Annotated in this window: 19 protein-coding genes, 2 tRNA genes and 1 pseudogene; 17 read left to right on the forward strand and 5 right to left on the reverse strand. The window is 54.5% G+C overall.

Annotation, left to right across the window (positions count from 1 at the left end):
• Nucleotides 1–171: 171 nt before the first annotated feature.
• The 4 genes from RMS03_RS09235 (at nucleotide 172) to rimO (ending at nucleotide 4370) form a co-directional block, all read left to right on the forward strand.
• Nucleotides 172–2367, forward strand: a complete 2196-nt coding sequence (locus tag RMS03_RS09235; protein WP_310626783.1) for a bifunctional (p)ppGpp synthetase/guanosine-3',5'-bis(diphosphate) 3'-pyrophosphohydrolase — start codon at nucleotides 172–174, stop codon at nucleotides 2365–2367.
• Between the two features lie 31 nt (nucleotides 2368–2398).
• Nucleotides 2399–2475: transfer RNA gene (locus RMS03_RS09240), tRNA-Val, on the forward strand.
• A 72-nt stretch (nucleotides 2476–2547) separates the two neighbouring features.
• Nucleotides 2548–2994, forward strand: a complete 447-nt coding sequence (phaR, locus tag RMS03_RS09245; RefSeq protein ID WP_310626784.1) for a polyhydroxyalkanoate synthesis repressor PhaR — start codon at nucleotides 2548–2550, stop codon at nucleotides 2992–2994.
• Nucleotides 2991–4370 carry a 30S ribosomal protein S12 methylthiotransferase RimO gene (gene rimO / locus RMS03_RS09250; RefSeq protein WP_310626785.1) on the forward strand — a complete coding sequence of 460 codons (1380 nt, stop codon included), beginning with the start codon at nucleotides 2991–2993 and terminating at the stop codon, nucleotides 4368–4370. Before phaR ends, rimO begins: the two co-directional genes overlap by 4 nt.
• A 51-nt stretch (nucleotides 4371–4421) precedes the next feature.
• Here the strand turns inward: rimO and RMS03_RS09255 are convergent.
• Nucleotides 4422–4506, reverse strand: a tRNA-Leu gene (locus RMS03_RS09255).
• A 23-nt stretch (nucleotides 4507–4529) separates the two neighbouring features.
• Between RMS03_RS09255 and rnr the strand changes: the two genes are divergently transcribed.
• A complete protein-coding gene (rnr, locus tag RMS03_RS09260; RefSeq protein WP_310626800.1) occupies nucleotides 4530–6779 on the forward strand; it encodes a ribonuclease R in 2250 nt (749 codons plus the stop codon).
• A gap of 297 nt (nucleotides 6780–7076) precedes the next feature.
• Here the strand turns inward: rnr and RMS03_RS09265 are convergent, their stop codons facing one another.
• Nucleotides 7077–7874, reverse strand: coding sequence for a phosphoribosyltransferase family protein (locus tag RMS03_RS09265; protein ID WP_310626786.1), 798 nt, complete (start codon nucleotides 7872–7874; stop codon nucleotides 7077–7079).
• Between RMS03_RS09265 and RMS03_RS09270 the strand changes: the two genes are divergently transcribed.
• The 7 genes from RMS03_RS09270 to RMS03_RS09300 all read left to right on the forward strand — a co-directional run bounded on the left by RMS03_RS09270 (nucleotide 7873) and on the right by RMS03_RS09300 (nucleotide 13522).
• Nucleotides 7873–8787, forward strand: coding sequence for a methyltransferase domain-containing protein (locus tag RMS03_RS09270; protein WP_310626787.1), 915 nt, complete (start codon nucleotides 7873–7875; stop codon nucleotides 8785–8787). The genes RMS03_RS09265 and RMS03_RS09270 overlap by 2 nt on opposite strands.
• Before the next feature lie 113 nt (nucleotides 8788–8900).
• Nucleotides 8901–10067 (forward strand): cytochrome c oxidase subunit II, encoded by a 1167-nt coding sequence (gene coxB, locus RMS03_RS09275; protein ID WP_310626788.1) that lies wholly within the window; start codon nucleotides 8901–8903, stop codon nucleotides 10065–10067.
• Nucleotides 10068–10092: 25 nt separating this feature from the next.
• Nucleotides 10093–11709: a cytochrome c oxidase subunit I gene (gene ctaD, locus RMS03_RS09280; protein WP_310626789.1), complete on the forward strand. Its 1617-nt coding sequence runs from the start codon at nucleotides 10093–10095 to the stop codon at nucleotides 11707–11709.
• A 5-nt stretch (nucleotides 11710–11714) separates the two neighbouring features.
• Entirely contained in the window at nucleotides 11715–11825 is a 111-nt protein-coding gene (locus RMS03_RS09285; protein ID WP_310626790.1) for a cytochrome oxidase small assembly protein, read from the forward strand.
• 5 nt (nucleotides 11826–11830) lie between these two features.
• The gene (locus RMS03_RS09290; RefSeq protein WP_310626791.1) at nucleotides 11831–12436 is read left to right on the forward strand and encodes a cytochrome c oxidase assembly protein; all 606 of its coding nucleotides are present in this window, start codon (nucleotides 11831–11833) and stop codon (nucleotides 12434–12436) included.
• Nucleotides 12433–12627: a DUF2970 domain-containing protein gene (locus RMS03_RS09295; protein WP_310626792.1), complete on the forward strand. Its 195-nt coding sequence runs from the start codon at nucleotides 12433–12435 to the stop codon at nucleotides 12625–12627. The genes RMS03_RS09290 and RMS03_RS09295 overlap by 4 nt, the downstream gene beginning before the upstream one ends.
• A gap of 13 nt (nucleotides 12628–12640) precedes the next feature.
• Nucleotides 12641–13522, forward strand: a complete 882-nt coding sequence (locus RMS03_RS09300; RefSeq protein WP_310626793.1) for a cytochrome c oxidase subunit 3 — start codon at nucleotides 12641–12643, stop codon at nucleotides 13520–13522.
• 89 nt (nucleotides 13523–13611) lie between these two features.
• Here RMS03_RS09300 and RMS03_RS09305 read toward each other — a convergent pair whose 3' ends face one another.
• On the reverse strand, nucleotides 13612–13833 hold the full coding sequence (locus RMS03_RS09305; RefSeq protein WP_310626794.1) for a twin transmembrane helix small protein: 222 nt from the start codon (nucleotides 13831–13833) through the stop codon (nucleotides 13612–13614).
• Between RMS03_RS09305 and RMS03_RS09310 the strand changes: the two genes are divergently transcribed.
• From RMS03_RS09310 to RMS03_RS09330, 5 genes are read left to right on the forward strand one after another with little or no spacing between them, the layout of a single operon-like run.
• Nucleotides 13832–14596 carry an SURF1 family protein gene (locus RMS03_RS09310; RefSeq protein ID WP_310626795.1) on the forward strand — a complete coding sequence of 255 codons (765 nt, stop codon included), beginning with the start codon at nucleotides 13832–13834 and terminating at the stop codon, nucleotides 14594–14596. The two genes, RMS03_RS09305 and RMS03_RS09310, sit on opposite strands and share 2 nt — an antisense overlap.
• Nucleotides 14574–15266, forward strand: a complete 693-nt coding sequence (locus RMS03_RS09315) for a hypothetical protein (protein WP_310626796.1) — start codon at nucleotides 14574–14576, stop codon at nucleotides 15264–15266. The genes RMS03_RS09310 and RMS03_RS09315 overlap by 23 nt, the downstream gene beginning before the upstream one ends.
• A gap of 12 nt (nucleotides 15267–15278) precedes the next feature.
• Nucleotides 15279–16409: a COX15/CtaA family protein gene (locus tag RMS03_RS09320; protein ID WP_310626797.1), complete on the forward strand. Its 1131-nt coding sequence runs from the start codon at nucleotides 15279–15281 to the stop codon at nucleotides 16407–16409.
• Nucleotides 16410–16422: 13 nt separating this feature from the next.
• Nucleotides 16423–17310, forward strand: coding sequence for a heme o synthase (gene cyoE, locus RMS03_RS09325; RefSeq protein ID WP_310626798.1), 888 nt, complete (start codon nucleotides 16423–16425; stop codon nucleotides 17308–17310).
• Between the two features lie 12 nt (nucleotides 17311–17322).
• Nucleotides 17323–17919: an SCO family protein gene (locus RMS03_RS09330; RefSeq protein ID WP_310626799.1), complete on the forward strand. Its 597-nt coding sequence runs from the start codon at nucleotides 17323–17325 to the stop codon at nucleotides 17917–17919.
• Nucleotides 17920–17948: 29 nt separating this feature from the next.
• Here RMS03_RS09330 and RMS03_RS09335 read toward each other — a convergent pair.
• Nucleotides 17949–18395, reverse strand: a pseudogene (locus RMS03_RS09335) (LysR family transcriptional regulator); the annotation flags it as partial.
• A gap of 40 nt (nucleotides 18396–18435) precedes the next feature.
• On the reverse strand, nucleotides 18436–18534 hold a 99-nt coding region (locus RMS03_RS11710; RefSeq protein ID WP_405023472.1), incomplete at its 5' end, for an IS3 family transposase.

The following is an 18534-nucleotide window of genomic DNA, read 5'->3' on the forward strand; positions in this document are numbered from 1 at the left end:
GAAACCGTGACGGATGAGGAATTGACTATGATTGAAAACCGATTGAATCACCGCCCCAGAAAGCGACTAGGATTCAAGACACCTCACGAGGTATTCCATGCCTCGTTAAAGCGTGTTGCACTTCGTCCTTGAATCCGCCACCTATAGACATTATGCGGCTCAGTGGCTTACATGAAACATAACGGAGAAACGGTACGTGCTTCATTGCTAAGTGCGTCATTGCAAGACCTGCCAGATCAACCTGAGGCGTTGACGCGTGCGCGGGCGTTTGCCTTGCCCTTGTTGACGGGGGCGACACTGGACACGGGGGAAGATGCGTTGAGCCATGCGGATGCGACGGTGGCCATCCTGCATCAAATTGGTGGCTCCGAAGCCATGCAAGCTGCGTGTTACTTGGTTTATGCAGCCGAACATCTTCAAAAGCCAGAAGAAGTGATTGCCAAAGCCTTTGGCGCGAGTTATGCCGAGCTGGCTTTAGAGAGTACGCGTTTGATTCGCGTGCAACGCCAAGCGCGTGCGGTAGCCGCAGAGTCGCAACTGGCCGCCGTGCAAACCGAGAACGTGCGCAAGATGCTGCTGGCGTTCTCACGTGATTTGCGCGTGGTGTTGTTGCGCTTGGCCTCGCGTTTACAAACCTTGCGCTACTACGCCGCTAGCAAGCAGCCTGTGCCGCACAGCTTGGCCTATGAGTCTTTGTATGTGTTCGCGCCCTTGGCCAATCGTTTGGGCATTTGGCAAATCAAATGGGAGATGGAAGACTTGTCTTTTCGCTTCCTCGAACCAGAGACCTATCGCGAAATCGCCAAGTTACTGGATGAAAAACGCATAGAGCGTGAGAACTACATGCTGGCGTTGCGTGATGGGTTGGAAACGGAGCTCCAAGCTCAAGGGGTCACCGTGCAAGTGGCGGGGCGACCCAAGCACATCTACAGCATTGTGAAAAAAATGCGTGGTAAGTCGCTGGATTTCTCACGCGTGTTTGATGTGCGTGCGTTGCGTGTGGTGGTTGCCTCGGTGCCTGACTGCTATGCCGCACTGAGCCTCGTTCATACCAAGTTCACACCGATTGACTCCGAATTTGACGACTACATTGCCAAGCCCAAATCGAATGGCTACCAATCGCTGCACACGGTGGTGCGGGATGCGCAAGGGCGTCCGATTGAAATTCAAATTCGCACACATGAAATGCATGAACATGCCGAACACGGCGTGGCTGCACATTGGGCTTACAAAGAAGCTGGTACCAAGGGCTATGCAGGGGTGAGTGCTTCTGGCGATTACGACGCCAAGATTGCGGTGTTGCGTCAGTTGTTGGCTTGGGAGCGCGAGCTGTCTGTAGATGCGCAAAGCCAAGCTACCACGGATGCATTAAGTGACCGTATTTATGTGTTGACGCCAGACGCTGCGGTGGTGGAGTTGCCCCAAGGGGGCACGCCGATTGATTTTGCCTACACCTTGCATACCAACCTTGGTCATCGTTGCCGTGGTGCGCGTGTCGATGGTGCGATGGTGCCCCTTAACACGCAGTTGAGAAATGGTCAGACGGTAGAGGTGACCGCTATCAAAGAAGGTGGGCCATCGCGTGATTGGCTCAATCCTGAGTTAGGTTTCTTAGCCAGTTCTCGTGCGCGCGCCAAGGTGCGGGCTTGGTTCAATGCCCAAGCTATGCAAGAAACAGCAGCCAAAGGCCGCGAGGCGGTCGAAAAGCTCTTGCAGCGTGAAGGGAGGACGGCGATCAAACTCGACGACTTGGCTTCGCAACTCGGCTTTAAATCAGCTGAGGCGCTGTTTGCGGTGGTGGGTAAAGATGAGTTTTCTTTGCGCAACATTGAAACGCTGCTGAATCCGCCCGCCACGGTGATGGACGCGGACGACTATGTGCGCTTGAAGAAGTCCCGTCCCAGTGACAAAGCATCCAAGAGCGGGGTGTTGGTCGTGGGTATTGATTCATTACTCACGCAGTTGAGTAAATGCTGCAAGCCTGCGCCACCCGATGAGATTCGTGGCTTTGTCACACGCGGCAAGGGCGTCAGCATTCACCGCGCGGATTGCGGCAATTTCAAGCAAATTGCCTTGCGCAGTGCGGACCGTGTGATTGAGGTGGATTGGGGGCAGTCGGTTTCGGCTAAAGCCTTGGTCTATCCAGTGGATGTGAATATCGAAGCCTTGGATCGTCAAGGATTGCTGCGTGATATTTCAGAAGTCTTTGCCAAAGAAAAAATGAACGTGATTGGTGTGCAAACGCAGTCGGTGAAGGACTTGGCATGGATGACCTTCACCGTTGAAGTGGGGGATTCGCGTCGTCTTCAAAAGGTTTTAAGTTTGGTCAAAGAGGTGCGCGGTGTGCGCACTGCGAAGCGTCGTTGAACTCTGCTATAATTTTTTCTTTGAACAATGTAGGCGCGTAGCTCAGTTGGTTAGAGCACCACCTTGACATGGTGGGGGTCGTTGGTTCGATTCCAATCGCGCCTACCATATTGTTCCCCGCCAAGCCCAGCACTGTTTGAACAGTACTGGGCTTTTCTTTTTCAACGGGAGCTGACTTCAATGAGCAGCAAAAAATCAAACACTTCAGATGGCACACAGGACCGCGTGATCAAGAAGTACCCCAATCGCCGCTTGTATGACACTACGTCATCCAGCTATGTGGCCTTGTCTGATATCAAGCAACTGGTGATGACGCACGCCCCATTTCGGGTAGTCGATGCCAAGTCGGGCGAAGATTTGACGCGTAGCATCTTGTTACAAATCATCTTGGAACACGAGTCGGACGGTGCGCCTATCCTGACAGAGCCAGTCTTGGCCAATATCATTCGCTTTTATGGGCATTCGATGCAGGGTTTCATGGGCTTTTACCTAGAAAAGAACGTGCAAACGTTCATGGATAACGTGCCACAGACGCCCATCGTGCCGACACTGGTGAGCAGCTATGCGGAACAATTGCAAAAACAAACCGAGCGCATGATGGATTTGATGGGGCTGAAGCGTAAATGACAGAAATAACCATACCTAAAGTTGGTTTCGTGAGCTTGGGTTGCCCCAAGGCGCTGACCGACTCTGAATTGATCTTGACGCAACTCAACGCCGAGGGCTATCAAACATCCCAAACTTTTGCGGGCGCAGATATCGTCATCGTCAACACCTGCGGCTTCATTGATGATGCAGTCAAAGAGAGCCTTGACACTATTGGGGAGGCCTTGGCTGAAAACGGCAAGGTTATCGTCACAGGTTGTTTAGGTGCACGTCAAGGCGAAGGTGGCTCAAACCTCGTCATGCAAATGCACCCCAGCGTATTGGCCGTTACAGGCCCGCACGCCACGCAAGAGGTGATGGATGCGGTGCATACGCATTTACCCAAGCCGCACGACCCCTTCATTGACTTGGTGCCCAACAGTTTTGGTGAAGCGGGTGTCAAGCTCACACCCAAGCACTATGCGTATTTAAAAATCAGCGAAGGCTGCAACCACCGTTGCACGTTTTGCATCATCCCGTCCATGCGTGGTGATTTGGTCAGTCGCCCCGTTGGCGATGTACTCAAAGAAGCGCGTGCGTTGTTTGAAGGTGGCGTTAAAGAACTCTTGGTCATCAGTCAAGATACGTCCGCGTATGGCGTGGATGTCAAATACGTCACAGGTTTCTTCGATGGACAACCCACCAAGACGCGCACCTTAGAGCTGGCGCAAGCTTTGGCCAAGTTGGCGCAAACTTATGGCGCTTGGGTCCGTTTGCACTATGTGTACCCATACCCCAGTGTGGATGACATCATCCCGTTGATGGCCACGGGTCATATATTGCCGTATTTGGATGTGCCATTCCAGCACAGTCACCCCGATGTGTTGAAGCGCATGAAGCGTCCAGCCAGTGGCGAAAAAAACTTAGAGCGTATTGCCCGCTGGCGCGAGCTGTGCCCGCAAATCGTGATTCGCAGCACCTTCATTGCCGGTTTTCCTGGTGAGACAGAAGAAGAGTTTGAGCATTTGCTCAACTTCGTGCGCGAAGCCGAGATTGATCGTGCGGGTTGCTTTGCCTACAGCCCAGTGGACGGTGCAGCAGCCAATGACATTCCAGGCATGTTGTCGCAAGCGGTGCGCGAAGAGCGTCAAGCGCGTTTCATGGCCGTGGCAGAAGAGGTGTCGATTGTCAAACTCAAGCGCCGCATTGGCTCGACCCTACAGGTGTTGGTGGACTCAGCGCCAGCGGGTGGGCGCAAAGGTGGCGTAGGTCGTAGCTACGCGGATGCGCCAGAGATTGATGGCGTGGTGAGGTTGCTGCCGCCAGAAAAACTAAGCAAAGTATTGAAGGTGGGTGAGTTCACCCGCGCCAAAGTGGTGGCGACAGAAGGCCATGACCTTGTCGCATTACCGATTTAAATTCACTCAAAATAAAAGCCACCCCAAAGGTGGCTTTTATTTAACTTATATTGGTGCCCAGGAAGGGACTCGAACCCCCACGATGTTACTCGCTAGTACCTGAAACTAGTGCGTCTACCAATTCCGCCACCTGGGCACATCAGGAAAGAAGGGTATTGTATCAAAAATTCCACACACACCAGTGGTTTACTGGAAGAGTTTGTCGGCATTGTCTCGGGTCACCGTGATGGTCATGGTTTTGTGCAAAGAGATGATGGTGCTCCAGATATCTTTTTGCCACCTAATGAAATGCGCGCGGTGTTGCACCGTGATCGTGTCAAAGCCCGCGTTGTGCGTCTCGACCGCAAGGGACGCCCAGAAGGGCGCGTGGTTGAAATTTTGGAGCGTTCCAAACAACCCATTATTGGACGTTTACTGCAAGAAAGCGGCGTGTGGTTAGTTGCGCCAGAAGACAAGCGCTATGGCCAAGATGTGTTGATTAACAAAGGCGCCACTGCTAATGCTCTGGTGGGGCAAGTGGTGGTGGTTGAGTTGACCGAACCCCCGAGTCTGTATGGGCAACCTGTAGGCCGCATCAAAGAAGTGCTCGGTGAGGTCGATGACCCTGGCATGGAAATCGAAATTGCGGTTCGAAAATACGGCGTCCCACATGAGTTCTCTGACGCTTGTTTGGGTATGGCGCGTGGCTTACCAGACAAAGTTCGTGCGCAAGATAAAAAAGACCGCGTTGACTTGACCGATGTGCCCTTGGTCACCATTGATGGTGAAGACGCCCGCGACTTTGACGATGCTGTGTATTGCGAACCGGCCAAAGTGGGCAAGGGCAAAGGCTGGCGCTTATTGGTTGCCATTGCGGATGTGAGCAACTATGTAGAAACTGACAGCGCCATTGATGTGGATGCGTATGACCGCGCTACCAGCGTTTACTTTCCACGCCGCGTGATTCCCATGCTGCCCGAGAAGTTGTCAAACGGACTGTGTTCCTTGAACCCCGATGTCGAGCGCTTGTGCATGGTGTGCGACATGCTGGTCAGTGCCTCTGGCGATGTCGAGGCCTATCAGTTTTATCCTGCCGTCATGTTCAGTCATGCACGCTTTACCTACACCGAAGTGGCAGCCATTTTGTCGAACACGCGTGGACCAGAGGCCACTAAGCGTAAAGAACGCATCGATGATTTGTTGAACTTGCACGATGTGTATGGTGCCTTGCTTAAGGCACGACGTGTGCGTGGTGCGGTTGACTTTGAAACCACCGAGACACAAATCGTGTGTGATGAAAGTGGTCGTATCGAGAAGATCGTGCCACGCGTTCGCAACGATGCGCACAAGTTGATTGAAGAGGCCATGCTGGCCGCCAACGTGTGTAGTGCTGACTTCATCTTGCAAAGCAAGCATCCAGGCTTGTTTCGTGTGCATGAAGGCCCAACGCCCGAGAAGATTGACTTGCTGCGCGGGTACCTCAAAGCGACGGGCGTTGGCATGACAGTGGGGGATAACCCCAGGCCATCTGAATTTCAAGCGATTGCAGAAGCGACCAAAGAACGTCCGGATGCCCAGCAAATTCATTCGATGTTGCTGCGCTCCATGTCGCAAGCGGTGTACACGCCAGACAACAACGGACACTTCGGCTTGGCGTTCGAGGCTTATACCCACTTCACCAGCCCGATTCGTCGTTACCCCGACTTATTGGTACACCGTGTCATCAAAGCTATTTTGTTGAAGCGCAAATACCAATTGCCAGCAATGCCTACACCGGGGGAGGCGCACGCCAAATTGGCGCGTCGCCTGGCCTCACGTGTGCGTGCGCCAGAGAAAAAATTGGCCGAAAAATTCGAATCTACGCCTGACAGCCAAGCGTGGGAAGCCGCAGGTTTGCATTGCAGCGCCAACGAACGTCGCGCTGATGAGGCAAGCCGTGATGTCGAAGCTTGGCTCAAATGCAAATACATGCGCGAGCATTTGGGTGAGGAGTACGGCGGTGTGGTCACAGCAGCGACCAGCTTTGGCCTGTTCGTCACCCTAGATTCCATGTATGTGGAAGGCTTGGTGCACATCACCGAGCTTGGCGGTGAATACTTCCGCTTTGATGAAATGCGTCAAGAGTTGCGCGGTGAACGCACGGGCATTCGTTATGGCATTGGCTCGCGTGTGCGCATTCAAGTCAGCCGTGTTGACTTGGACGGTCGCAAGATCGATTTCCGCTTGGTGCGTGAAACCGATGAGCTGCTACTACGCGGCGCGAAGGATACGCATGGCTCGCCCATACAAAACTTCAAAACTGCGGTGAAAAAAGCGTTCACCAAAATGAGTGGCAAAACAGGGCGAGGTGAGCCCAAAGCGGCGGCGGGTGCTTCTCGTAAGTCAGGCGATAAAAAACCTAGTGCCAAGCGAAGCCGCTCGCGCAAATAAAGCGGCGTCGCGCCTCAACGCACCGACGCCACGAGCCATGCGGCATCGAGTGCTGAGCTCTTTGTGGGCCACAGATCAGCCACATGCCCGTGCGAGTACACCGCTTGGCAGCAAACACATACCCGTTCTGCGCAAGATATGCAGCGATCAACCCAGCCAGCGCATCGCCTGGGCCAGCCGTGGCCAGGCGCGCATTGCTAGAGGCGTTGATGATGGGCTGGTTGGTTTCATGTGTCCTTAATGCCTTCCATGGCGTTCACGCTGTCAGGGTTTACAAGGGAGTTATGCAGATGCTCCTTAGTGATGCGCTTCGTGTTCTTCTGTGCGGGCCAAGACCACACCCGTGATGTGCACGGCTCCGGCGGCACGCAATGCGCGTGCCGCTGCATGCATGGAGGCGCCCGTGGTCATCACATCGTCTACCAACACCATGCGCTGACCACGCACGACAGACACACGCTCTGGCGCGACCCAAAACGCATCGCGTACACGGTCAAAGCGCTCTTGGCGTGACGCGCCAACTTGGGGGGCGCTGTCGCCACGGCGTAGCAGGGTGTGGGCGTGGGTTTTGTGTGGGGCCAAGTGGCGGGCTAGCTCTAGTGCTTGGTTGAAGCCACGTTCGCGCAGGCGCTGTGGCGTGAGTGGCATTGGCACGACGATGTGGGTCGCATCGAGTGCAGGCTCCATCCACGGGGCGTGACGCATGAGGTGGGCGAGCGCACGGGCGAGACTGGGGTCGGCTTGAAATTTGAAACGGGCAATGCATCCTGCCCACGGGAAGGTATAGCTCACGGCAGCCACGCACGCGTCTAGGGGGCTCGGGTGTTGGACGCAATGTTGGCAATGGCTGGTCAGCGAGGCGCTGGTGCTGTGGCGGGTACGGCCTAGCGTGAGTGCGCAGGCGGGGCAGCGCGAGGTGGGTTGGGCAAAGCGGTCCACGCAGGACGCACACAAAGGCTGGCTGGGCCAGCTGCGGCAGATATGACAGAGACTGGGCCAGCGCAACATGTCTTGCATTGGAAAGACATCACGGGGGGCTGGGTTGAAGTGCGGCGCACTGTTTACGAAAGACGTGGTGTCGATAATGGTGGCCATGTCTGAATCGCCTCGCGCCGAGCGCCCCCCCACCTTAGACCCCGTTGCCTGTGCCCGTTGGGCGGCTTGGCCACATGCGCAATCCCCTTGGCTGAATGAGGAGGTGGGGCGTCGTATGGAGGACCGCTTGCAGTGGATTCGCTTGCAGCCCACATCGTGGGTGGATTGGGCGCCCCTGAGTGGGGGTTTGCAAACACACGGCAAGCTACGTGCGCGCTATCCGCAGGCGTCCTGTCACGTGGTGGAGACCACGCCGGCGCGTGAACAACGGGCCCGTCAAACTTTGCAGTCCCCTTGGTGGCGGCGCTGGATGCAGCCCCATTTGCTGAGGTTTCACGCACCCGCCGCAGGCAGTTCAGACATGTTGTGGGCGAATATGGCGTTGCACACCAGTGACGACCCCGAGGCTTTGTTGCAGAAATGGCACCAACTGTTGGCTGTCGATGGCTTTTTGATGTTCTCGTGTCTCGGACCGGACACGTTGCGTGAGTTGGCGGAGGTTTATCAACGCCAAGGTTGGCCGCCTGCCTGTCACGCCTTCACCGATATGCACGACTGGGGCGACATGCTGGTGCAAGCGGGTTTTGCCGAGCCTGTGATGGACATGGAACGCATCACTTTGACCTATGCGAATGCGGATGACCTGTTAGCTGAATTTCGTGTCCTAGGCCGCAACCTGCATTGTGAACGCTTTGTGGGTTTGCGGGGTAAGCAGTGGTTGGCTCAGCTGAAAAATGCCTTGTTGACCTTGGCCAAGCCACAACACGATGGGCGTTTGACGCTGACGGTAGAGGTGATTTACGGCCATGCACTGAAACCCTTGCCGCGTCTGAAAGTTCAAGCGCACAGTGCTATTGCCCTACAAGCGATGCGAATAATATTAGGGAAAACCCGCAATGATCGCTCTGTATGATTTTCTCTGTAAGTTTTTAACGCAAGCACGCTTAAAAAACATTTGAGTTAGGTCAGTGTTTAGCGGGTTTGTATCTAGTCCTGAAGACAAAAAACATTAAGGCAATCAAAGTGATGAAGAACAATCTTTTCCAAAAGTTGACTTCAGGTGTGTTGTTCCTCGCCGCATGGGCGAGCACAGCTGCTTGGGCGGTGAATGATTTGCCAGGCGGCCCAGCTGTTTGGCAACTGAACCTCCAACCTGGCGCGACCAAAATTGCCCAGGAGCAGGGTTGGCTGCACTGGTTCATGCTGATCATCTGTACCGTGATTTTCTTGGCGGTGTTTGGCGTGATGTTCTATTCCATTTGGAAGCACCGTAAGTCGGTGGGGCACAAATCGGCCAGTTTCCACGAGTCGGTGAAAGTCGAAATCGCTTGGACGGTCATTCCCTTCATCATCGTGATCTTGATGGCCTTGCCTGCAACCAAAGCGGTGGTGGCCCAAAAGGACACCTCCAACGCAGACCTCACCATCAAAGCCACGGGTTACCAGTGGAAGTGGGGCTATGACTACATCAAAGGTCAGGGCGAAGGCATTGCGTTTATCTCGACGCTGGACAATGAGCAACGTGTCATGTCTAACAACGGCGCAAAGGGTGTTGACATTGATGACTACTTGCTGAAGGTCGACAACCCCTTGGTGGTCCCCGTCAACAAGAAGGTGCGCATCATCACCACGGCCAATGATGTGATTCATGCATTTGCGGTGCCTTCGCTGGGTGTGAAGCAAGATGCGATTCCCGGCTTTGTGCGCGACACATGGTTCCGTGCAGAGAGCGTAGGCGACTACCACGGCCAATGCCAAGAGTTGTGTGGCAAAGAGCATGCTTACATGCCGATTCATGTGAAGGTACTCAGCGCTGCTGACTACACCGCATGGGTGGCGGATCAGCAAAAGAAAATGGCGGCCAAACAAGACGACCCATCCAGGGTGTGGACGTTGGCTGATATCACCAAGCGCGGTGAGAAGGTGTACGCCGCCAACTGTGCGGCTTGCCATCAGCCCAACGGCAAGGGGGCTGGCCCCATCAAGCCACTCGACGGCGCTGCCGTGGTGTTGGATGCAGACAAAAACAAGCAAATCAAAGTCTTGTTGAATGGTCAAAACAACTTGGCCATGCCAGGCTGGAAACAGTTGAGTGACACCGATATTGCGGCCGTCATCAGCTTCACAAAAAACAATTGGTCAAACAAGACCGGCCAGCTGGTTCAGCCTGCCGATGTCAAGGCCGCCCGTTAAAGCTAGCGTTTAGAAGGAAAACATCATGAGCGCAGTACTCGATTCCCACGGCCACGGTCACGATGACCACCACGGCGCACCCCACGGATGGCGCCGCTGGGTGTTTGCCACCAACCACAAAGACATTGGTACCTTGTACCTGTTGTTCGCGTTCGCCATGCTGATGGTGGGCGGCGTCTTGGCGCTGCTGATTCGCGCCGAGTTGTTCCAACCCGGTTTGCAATTGGTCAATCCTGAGTTGTTCAACCAGCTCACGACCATGCACGGTTTGATCATGGTGTTCGGCGCCATCATGCCGGCCTTCGTCGGTTTTGCGAACTGGATGATTCCTTTGCAAATCGGCGCGTCAGACATGGCCTTTGCCCGCATGAACAACTTCAGTTTCTGGTTGATGATTCCTGCGGCTGTCACCTTGGTGAGCTCATTTTTCATGCCCGGTGGCGCACCTGCTGCGGGCTGGACTTTGTATGCACCGCTGACCTTGCAAATGGGCCCCTCCATGGATGCGGGTATCTTTGCCATGCATCTGTTGGGCGCGTCATCCATCATGGGCTCGATCAACATCATCGTGACTATTCTCAATATGCGCGCCCCTGGCATGACCTTGATGAAGATGCCGATGTTTGTGTGGACTTGGTTGATTACGGCTTACTTGCTGATTGCGGTGATGCCTGTGTTGGCTGGCGCGATCACGATGACGCTGACAGACCGTCACTTTGGCACGACCTTCTTCAACCCCGCTGGCGGTGGTGACCCGATCATGTACCAGCACATCTTCTGGTTCTTTGGTCACCCTGAGGTGTACATCATGATCTTGCCAGCTTTCGGCATCATCAGCCACATCGTGCCGGCGTTTGCACGTAAAAGGTTGTTCGGTTACGCCTCCATGGTGTATGCCACGTCATCGATTGCGATTTTGTCGTTCATCGTGTGGGCGCATCACATGTATGCCACGGGCATGCCCGTGACAGGCCAGCTGTTCTTCATGTACGCCACGATGTTGATCTCCGTGCCCACGGGCGTGAAGGTGTTCAACTGGATTGCCACCATGTGGCGCGGCTCCATGACATTTGAAACCCCGATGCTGTTTGCGGTGGGCTTTATCTTCGTCTTCACCATGGGCGGGTTCACGGGCCTCATCTTGTCGATGGCCCCGATTGATACGCAAGTGCAAGACACCTATTACGTGGTGGCGCACTTCCACTATGTGTTGGTGGCGGGTTCTTTGTTTGCCATGTTCGCTGGCTTTTACTACTGGTGCCCCAAGTGGACCGGTGTGATGTACAACGAAACGCGTGGCCAGATTCACTTCTGGTGGACCCTGATTTCTTTCAACGTCACCTTCTTCCCCATGCACTTTTTGGGCTTGGCTGGTATGCCACGCCGCTATGCGGATTACCCCATGCAGTTCGCAGACTTCAATGCGGTGGCCTCGATTGGTGCATTTTTCTTCGGATTTGCGCAGGTGTATTTCTTCTTGTTCGTGGTGCTGCCAGCGATGCGCGGTCACGGCGAGAAGGCTTCTGCCAAGCCTTGGGAAGCTGCTGAAGGTTTGGAATGGGAGGTGCCTTCACCTGCGCCTTTCCACACCTTTGAGACGCCACCTAAGTTGGACGCAACTGCAACGCGTGTGATCGGCTGATGGGCATGAATACAGAGCAACGTAAAAACAACCTTCGCTTGGGCCTGATCTTGGCCTCTGTCGCGGTCGTGTTTTTTGTGGGCTTCTTTGTCAAAATCATGTGGTTGAATCGCTGAAGATCATGGCTTCACCTCGTCATAACCTGATCATGTTCAAGAAGCTCGTCGTTGTGGCGGCGGGTATGTTCGCGTTCGGTTATGCCTTGGTGCCGATGTACAAAGCGATTTGCGAATTCACGGGCATCAACATCTTGGCCTTGGGCGAGCGTGAGATGCCAGGTTCAGGTTCGGCTCGGTCGAGAGTGGAAAACACACAAGTCGATGTGAGCCGCACCATCACTGTCGAATTCGATGCCAATGCGCGTGGCCCTTGGAAGTTCAAGCCCGCACAGAGCTCCATGCAAGTGCATCCAGGCGAGATGATGACGGTGATGTACGAATTTGAAAACGTGCAAGACCGCATCATGTCAGCCCAAGCCATTCCTAGCTATGCACCACGCCAAGCGGCGGCGCATTTCAACAAGCTGGAATGTTTCTGTTTTAACCAATACACCTTGGCCCCCGGCGAAAAAAAGCAGTGGCCTGTGGTGTTTGTGATTGACCCTAAATTGGCCAAAGACGTGACCACCATTACTTTGTCATACACCTTCTTTGAAGTGGGCTCTAAAACGCCAGCCGCACCGACGGCTGCGCTGGATGTGCCGCACAAATCAGGAATGGGCGTATGAGCAACAAGATTTCGCTCATTCGCGCTGTCAAAGCCGTGGCATGGTCATTTTTAGGAATTCGCAAAAGTAGCGAATTTCAAGAGGATATTGACAAGATCACACCCTTGCATGTGCTGGGCGTGGGCTTGTTGGCAGGTTTGTTGTTTGTGATCGGCTTGATCGTTTTGGTCAATCTGGTCGTCGCGAAATAAAGAAGGAGTGGATATGAGTAGCACCTCACACGGCTCAACGCCTTATTACTACGTACCTCATGCGTCGCGCCATCCCGCGATGGCGGCGTTGGGTTTATTTTTTGTGATTCTTGGCGCAGGCCAGTGGGTCAATGGGGCAGAGTGGGGTAAGTACAGCTTGTTCTTTGGCTTGGCCTTCTGGTTGGGTGTGCTCTACCAATGGTTTGGGGATGCCATCGCCGAGAGCGAGGGCGGGCAATACGGTCACAAAGTTGATTTGTCATACCGCTGGAGCATGAGCTGGTTCATCTTCTCTGAGGTGATGTTCTTCGGCGCATTTTTCTCGGCTTTGTGGTGGGCACGTGCGCACTCTGTGCCGATGCTGGGCAGCTTAGACAACGCGTTGTTGTGGCCTGACTTCAAAGCCGTATGGCCGAGTGCGGCTGCGGGGATGACCGCGTCGCCTGCCGGCATCATTGAGCCGTTTCAAACCATGACGCCGTTTTGGTTGCCCACCATCAACACCGCCTTGCTGTTGACGTCGGGTGTGACCTTGACCATCGCACACCATGCCTTGATTGAAAACAAGCGTGACACCACCATCAAGTTCATGTGGCTCACGGTGCTGTTGGGTGTGGTGTTCTTGTTTGTGCAGGGCTATGAGTACGCCCATGCCTACAGCGAGATGAACCTCAAGATCAGCTCAGGTGTATATGGCTCGACCTTCTTCATGCTCACAGGCTTTCACGGCTTCCACGTGTTCTTGGGCATGTTGATGTTGTTGGTCATTACCCTGCGGTTGCAAAAAGGCCATTTCACAGCAGACAAGCACTTCGGTTTCGAAGGTGCTGCTTGGTATTGGCACTTTGTGGACGTGGTGTGGTTGGGCTTGTACATCTTGGTGTACTGGATGTAAGTCACCTACCTCCAAAAAACAAAGGCCGCATGTGCGGCCTTTGTTTTTTGGAGACGCGCTAAGCATGGGCACACTTACTTGGATAGGCCTTACTGTCCTGCTGCGATACCAGTAGGTTGTATGTAGCCCAAGTGCCAGCCAATCAAAATACAAACAAATAAAACAACCGAGATACCGACACGAAGTCCTAAAGCTTTCACCATCAGGCCTGGTTTAGTTGAACCACTGCGCCCATTGCGCATCATGAAGACCAAGGCAGAGCCCAAGCTGGCGAGAATGGCTAAGAACGCAAATGCAACAATGAATTTCATGGGTCTCATTATCTCTATCTCACGTACCAGTGCTTTTGCATGGGTGACACTGGCTATGCTAATTGGTGTCGCGGTGACCGTACGCTTGGGGGGTTGGCAGCTCTCGCGTGCGGCAGAGAAAGAGGCGCGTCATGCGGCCATCGTGGCGCAGATGGCGGCGCCTGTGTTGAACACGGACGTGCTGTTGAAAGATCCATCACACTTTGTACAGTTGCACCAGCGTGTGGACTTGGTGGGGCAGTGGCTCCCCCAGCACACGGTGTATTTGGATAATCGCCCTATGAACGGACGTGCTGGGTTTTGGGTACTCACGCCTTTGCAGTTGGATGCTTCCACCCGTGTCTTGATTCAGCGCGGTTGGGTGCCTCGCCACCAACAAGACCGAACCTTGTTGCCCGCCATTCAAACCCCTTCAGGCGTGGTGCACATGCAAGGACGCATTGCACCGCCGCCCTCCCACTTGATGGACTTGGGTACAGCCGCAGAGGCGGCAGGGGCTTCGCCTGACACATCCAAGATTCGGCAAAATCTCGACCTTCAAACCTACGCCCTGCAAACAGGTGGTGCATTGGCCGTAACCGTGTTGCAAACCGATGCTGCTTCGGATGGCTTGCTACGCGATTGGCCAGAGATCACAACAGGGGTTGAAAAAAACCTCGCTTATGCCTTCCAGTGGTTCGCACTCGCTGCCTTGCAGCTGATGCTCTACATTTGGTTCCAACTCATTCAACCTTATCGCCATGCCAGACGCTCCTCGTTCTAAACCATCGCACCCGCTAGGGATGACGGTGTATGACTTGCCCACCCCCTCCGAGGTTGTGCAAGCCGATGCCAAGCGCACCGCCATGGGGCGCTTACGCATGTTGTTGGTGTTGCTGATATGCGCGGCTCCGGTCGTGGCTTCCTATTTCACGTATTACGTGGTGCGACCAGAAGGTCGTCGCAACTTTGGTGATTTGATTGAACCCGTGCGTGCCTTGCCTGACGCGAAAATACAGACCTTGGACGGGGAGCCAGTGCTATTGCCCACGCTCAAGGGGCAGTGGTTGTTGATCAGTGTGGGCGGCGGTGCTTGCCAAGTGGATTGCCAGCAGCAGTTGTATTTGCAACGCCAAATCTTGATGGGTTTGGGCAAAGACCGTGCGCGTACCGAGTGGGTCTGGTTGGTGTCCGATGATGCAGAAATTACCAGCAGCATCTTGCCTGGCTTGAAAGAAGCCACCGTCTTGCGCGTGAACCCAGAGGTGCTTGCGCAATGGTTGCAGCCTGCCGAAGGTCAGCAGTTGCAAGACCATTTGTATTTGGTGGACCCGCATGGCCAATGGATGATGCGTTTTCCTGCCAAGCTCAGCACCGAAGGCGCTTTGAAAACCAAGCGCGACATCGAACGGTTGTTGCGCGCTGCCGCTTCATGGGACGAAGCTGGACGCTGAAGCGAGCAACCCATGACCGACAGCCTGTACAACCTCACTCCTCTCTTGCACCTGCTCACCATGGGGGCTTTGGTCGCCATGGTGCCCCTGTGTTGGGTGTGGTTGCGCAACCCGAAGGCATCCACCAGCCGTCGCGTGCAAGCCCTGACTTGGCTGACCTTGTTCATCACCTTTGATTTGGTGCTGTTTGGTGCGTTCACCCGTTTGACGGATTCGGGTTTGGGTTGCCCCGATTGGCCGGGCTGTTACGGTCATGCCAGTCCTGTGGGCGCGCAGTCTGCCATTGCCATCGCGCAAAACCAAATGCCAACGGGGCCTGTGACACACACCAAGGCTTGGATTGAAATGATTCACCGCTACATGGCCATGACCGCGGGGGGCTTGATCCTGACCTTGGCCGCATTTGCGTGGGTACGCCGCTGGCGCACAGAGGCGAACAACCCTGTGTTGTGGCCCACGGTCACACTGCTGTGGGTGTGTGTGCAAGGGGCCTTTGGTGCGTTGACGGTGACTATGAAGTTATTTCCGCTCATCGTCACCTTGCATTTGATGGGCGGCTTGGTGCTGCTGGCCTTGCTGACGCTACAAGTGCAGCGTCATCGATTGACCCATGACCGTCATCCATCCATTTCACTGGCGCCCATGTTGTATGCGGCCACTTGGCTGGGTATGTTGCTACTGACGCTGCAAATCTTGTTGGGCGGCTGGGTCAGTACCAACTATGCGGTGCTGGCGTGCAACACCTTTCCGTTGTGTCAAAAAAGTTGGTGGCCGCTGATGAATTTCGAGCAAGGCTTTACCTTGTGGCGGCATTTAGGTGTGGATGCGAATGGACAGTCTTTGATGTTTGAATCCCTCACCGCCATTCACTATGTGCACCGTTTGATGGCGTATGGCGTGTTGGCTTATTTGGCGAGCTTAGGCTTTTTGCTGCGTCGAGTGCAGGCTTTGCAAACGACCGCGCATGTGTTGCTGGGGTGTTTGTTGTTGCAGCTGCTCACCGGTTTGTCGAATGTGGTGTTCGATTGGCCCTTGGTGGCTGCCGTGTTGCACACAGGTGGCGCAGCGGCGCTGGTGATTGCGCTGCTGTGGATGTTGACCGGCGCGCGTCCTTCGCGCAGCACGGTGTTGAATGGATTGTGACGAGACCTGTTTTATGAGCTTCACGTTTCCTCTGTTATCACGTTGGCGGCAGTTCAATGCGCTGACCAAGCCGCGCGTGATTCAACTGATTGTGTTTTGTGCCCTCATCGGCATGGTGCTGGCTGTGCCTGGTGTGCCATCTTGGCCCGAGGTGCAGTTGGGCTTGCTGGCTTGCTTGGGCATTTGGTTTGTGGCCGGGGCCGCAGCTACGTTTAACTGCTTGGTCGAAAAAGGCATTGACTCGCGCATGAAGCGCACCGCTTGGCGCCCCACGGCCAAAGGTGAGTTGAGTGACCGCGAAACCTTGCTGTTTTCCACCCTCATGTGCGTGGTGGGGTCGTGGATTTTGTATGTGTGGGTGAACCCGCTCACCATGTGGCTTACCTTTGCGACGTTTGTGGGCTATGCCGTGGTGTACACCGTCATCTTGAAGCCGCTCACACCACAAAACATTGTGATTGGTGGTGCATCTGGTGCCATGCCACCCGTATTGGGTTGGGCCGCGATGGCGGGTGAGGTCAGCCCCGAGGCCTTGATTTTGTTCCTCATCATCTTCTTGTGGACACCTCCCCACTTTTGGGCCTTGGCGCTGTACCGCGTGGAAGACTATCGCAAATCAGGCTTGCCCATGTTGCCTGTCACACATGGCAACGAGTTCACACGTTTGCAAATCTTGCTTTACACCTTTGTGCTGTTAGCCGCTTGTTTGATGCCTTTTATTTACCGCATGAGTGGTTGGTTCTACTTGGTCAACGCAGTGGTGTTGAGCGTAGGATTCTGTGGCTATGGATGGGCCTTGTGGCGCAACTATTCGGATGAGTTGGCGCGCAAGACCTTTCGTTTTTCTTTGATCCATCTCAGCCTGCTGTTTGCCGCGCTGTTGATTGACCATTACCTTTGAAGATGAGCTTTGATGTTTTTCAATACACGCCGATTTTTGTTCTCCGTTTCTGTGATCCTCGCCTCGGCTGCCTGTAGCCCTGATAAGCCTAAGTTCAACGCCATTGATATCACGGGGGCCGATTACGCCAAGGGGTTCACGTCGACCGATCACAACGGCCAAAATCGTAGCCTCTCGGATTTCAAAGGCAAAATCGTCGTCCTCTTTTTTGGGTACACACAATGTCCAGATGTGTGCCCCACGTCCATGATGGAGTTGGCTGAAGTCAAACGCTTGCTCGGTGCCGATGCGGAAAAATTGCAAGGTATCTTTGTGACGGTGGACCCCACACGTGACACGGCCGAGTTGCTCAAGGCTTACATGACCAACTTTGACCCGACCTTCATCGCCTTCATCCCTACGCCAGAACAGTTGGCAGTGGTGGCCAAGGACTACAAAATCTATTACAAAAAAGTAGATGGCAAAACGCCCACCAGCTACACCGTGGACCACTCGGCGGGTAGCTATGTGTATGACACGCGTGGCAATGTACGTCTGTATAGCCGCTATGGCTCGGGTGCGAAGGTGTTGGCGCAAGACATTCAAACCTTGCTCAACACTACGCCTTGAGCGTGCACGCTTATACCGAATGGGTGTTGCCGCTGGGCAAACGCTTTGGATGCACAAGCCAAGTAACGCACTGCTTCCATGGTCTTGGCCACCATGGTTTCTGGAGGCTGTGGCAAGACACGAATAGCGATATCTACATCGTCGCGCAAGTTGTCGATGCGGTTTTCAAACACCACATCCAGCACCATGCCAGGGTAGCGTTGCTTGAACTCCACCAGCCACGGTGTTATCACGATGTGGCCATAGCCACTGGGCGCGCTGATGCCCACGCGGCCTTGCAAGCCTTGGCCGAGGTTGGTCAGCGTTTCGTGAGCGCTGGCCATTTCGTTGCGAATGGCTCGCCCGTGTTCGCACAACCGCCAGCCTAGCTCCGTGGGCTCCATGCGGCGGCTGGTGCGACGGATGAGTTCAGCGCCTAGCGACTTTTCAAGCTGGCGCAGGTGGTAACTCACATTGGCGCGGGGCATTTTCAGCTTGTGAACCTGCCCCTGTTGGACGTACCTCTTAGCTGGTCAATTATGCGGCCTTCAATAGCTGTGCCGCGTTCCAGCTTTTCTCAAACTGCATCGGGCTGACATAGCCCAATGTAGAGTGAATTCTGCGGTGGTTGTAGAA

The sequence above is a fragment of the Limnohabitans sp. genome, from assembly GCF_031538885.1.
Classification (GTDB): domain Bacteria; phylum Pseudomonadota; class Gammaproteobacteria; order Burkholderiales; family Burkholderiaceae_C; genus Limnohabitans.

Bases quoted from the DNA above. Each gene is read 5' to 3' on its own strand.
- RMS03_RS09305 (WP_310626794.1), bottom strand. From the start codon at position 13,833: ATGAAATTCATTGTTGCATTTGCGTTCTTAGCCATTCTCGCCAGCTTG.
- coxB (WP_310626788.1), top strand. From the start codon at position 8,901: ATGAAGAACAATCTTTTCCAAAAGTTGACTTCAGGTGTGTTGTTCCTC.
- RMS03_RS09265 (WP_310626786.1), bottom strand. From the start codon at position 7,874: ATGGCCACCATTATCGACACCACGTCTTTCGTAAACAGTGCGCCGCAC.
- phaR (WP_310626784.1), top strand. From the start codon at position 2,548: ATGAGCAGCAAAAAATCAAACACTTCAGATGGCACACAGGACCGCGTG.
- cyoE (WP_310626798.1), top strand. From the start codon at position 16,423: ATGAGCTTCACGTTTCCTCTGTTATCACGTTGGCGGCAGTTCAATGCG.
- ctaD (WP_310626789.1), top strand. From the start codon at position 10,093: ATGAGCGCAGTACTCGATTCCCACGGCCACGGTCACGATGACCACCAC.
- RMS03_RS09300 (WP_310626793.1), top strand. From the start codon at position 12,641: ATGAGTAGCACCTCACACGGCTCAACGCCTTATTACTACGTACCTCAT.
- rimO (WP_310626785.1), top strand. From the start codon at position 2,991: ATGACAGAAATAACCATACCTAAAGTTGGTTTCGTGAGCTTGGGTTGC.
- RMS03_RS09290 (WP_310626791.1), top strand. From the start codon at position 11,831: ATGGCTTCACCTCGTCATAACCTGATCATGTTCAAGAAGCTCGTCGTT.
- RMS03_RS09310 (WP_310626795.1), top strand. From the start codon at position 13,832: ATGGGTCTCATTATCTCTATCTCACGTACCAGTGCTTTTGCATGGGTG.
- RMS03_RS09320 (WP_310626797.1), top strand. From the start codon at position 15,279: ATGACCGACAGCCTGTACAACCTCACTCCTCTCTTGCACCTGCTCACC.
- RMS03_RS09315 (WP_310626796.1), top strand. From the start codon at position 14,574: ATGCCAGACGCTCCTCGTTCTAAACCATCGCACCCGCTAGGGATGACG.
- RMS03_RS09235 (WP_310626783.1), top strand. From the start codon at position 172: ATGAAACATAACGGAGAAACGGTACGTGCTTCATTGCTAAGTGCGTCA.
- RMS03_RS09270 (WP_310626787.1), top strand. From the start codon at position 7,873: ATGTCTGAATCGCCTCGCGCCGAGCGCCCCCCCACCTTAGACCCCGTT.
- RMS03_RS09330 (WP_310626799.1), top strand. From the start codon at position 17,323: ATGTTTTTCAATACACGCCGATTTTTGTTCTCCGTTTCTGTGATCCTC.
- RMS03_RS09285 (WP_310626790.1), top strand. From the start codon at position 11,715: ATGAATACAGAGCAACGTAAAAACAACCTTCGCTTGGGCCTGATCTTG.
- RMS03_RS09295 (WP_310626792.1), top strand. From the start codon at position 12,433: ATGAGCAACAAGATTTCGCTCATTCGCGCTGTCAAAGCCGTGGCATGG.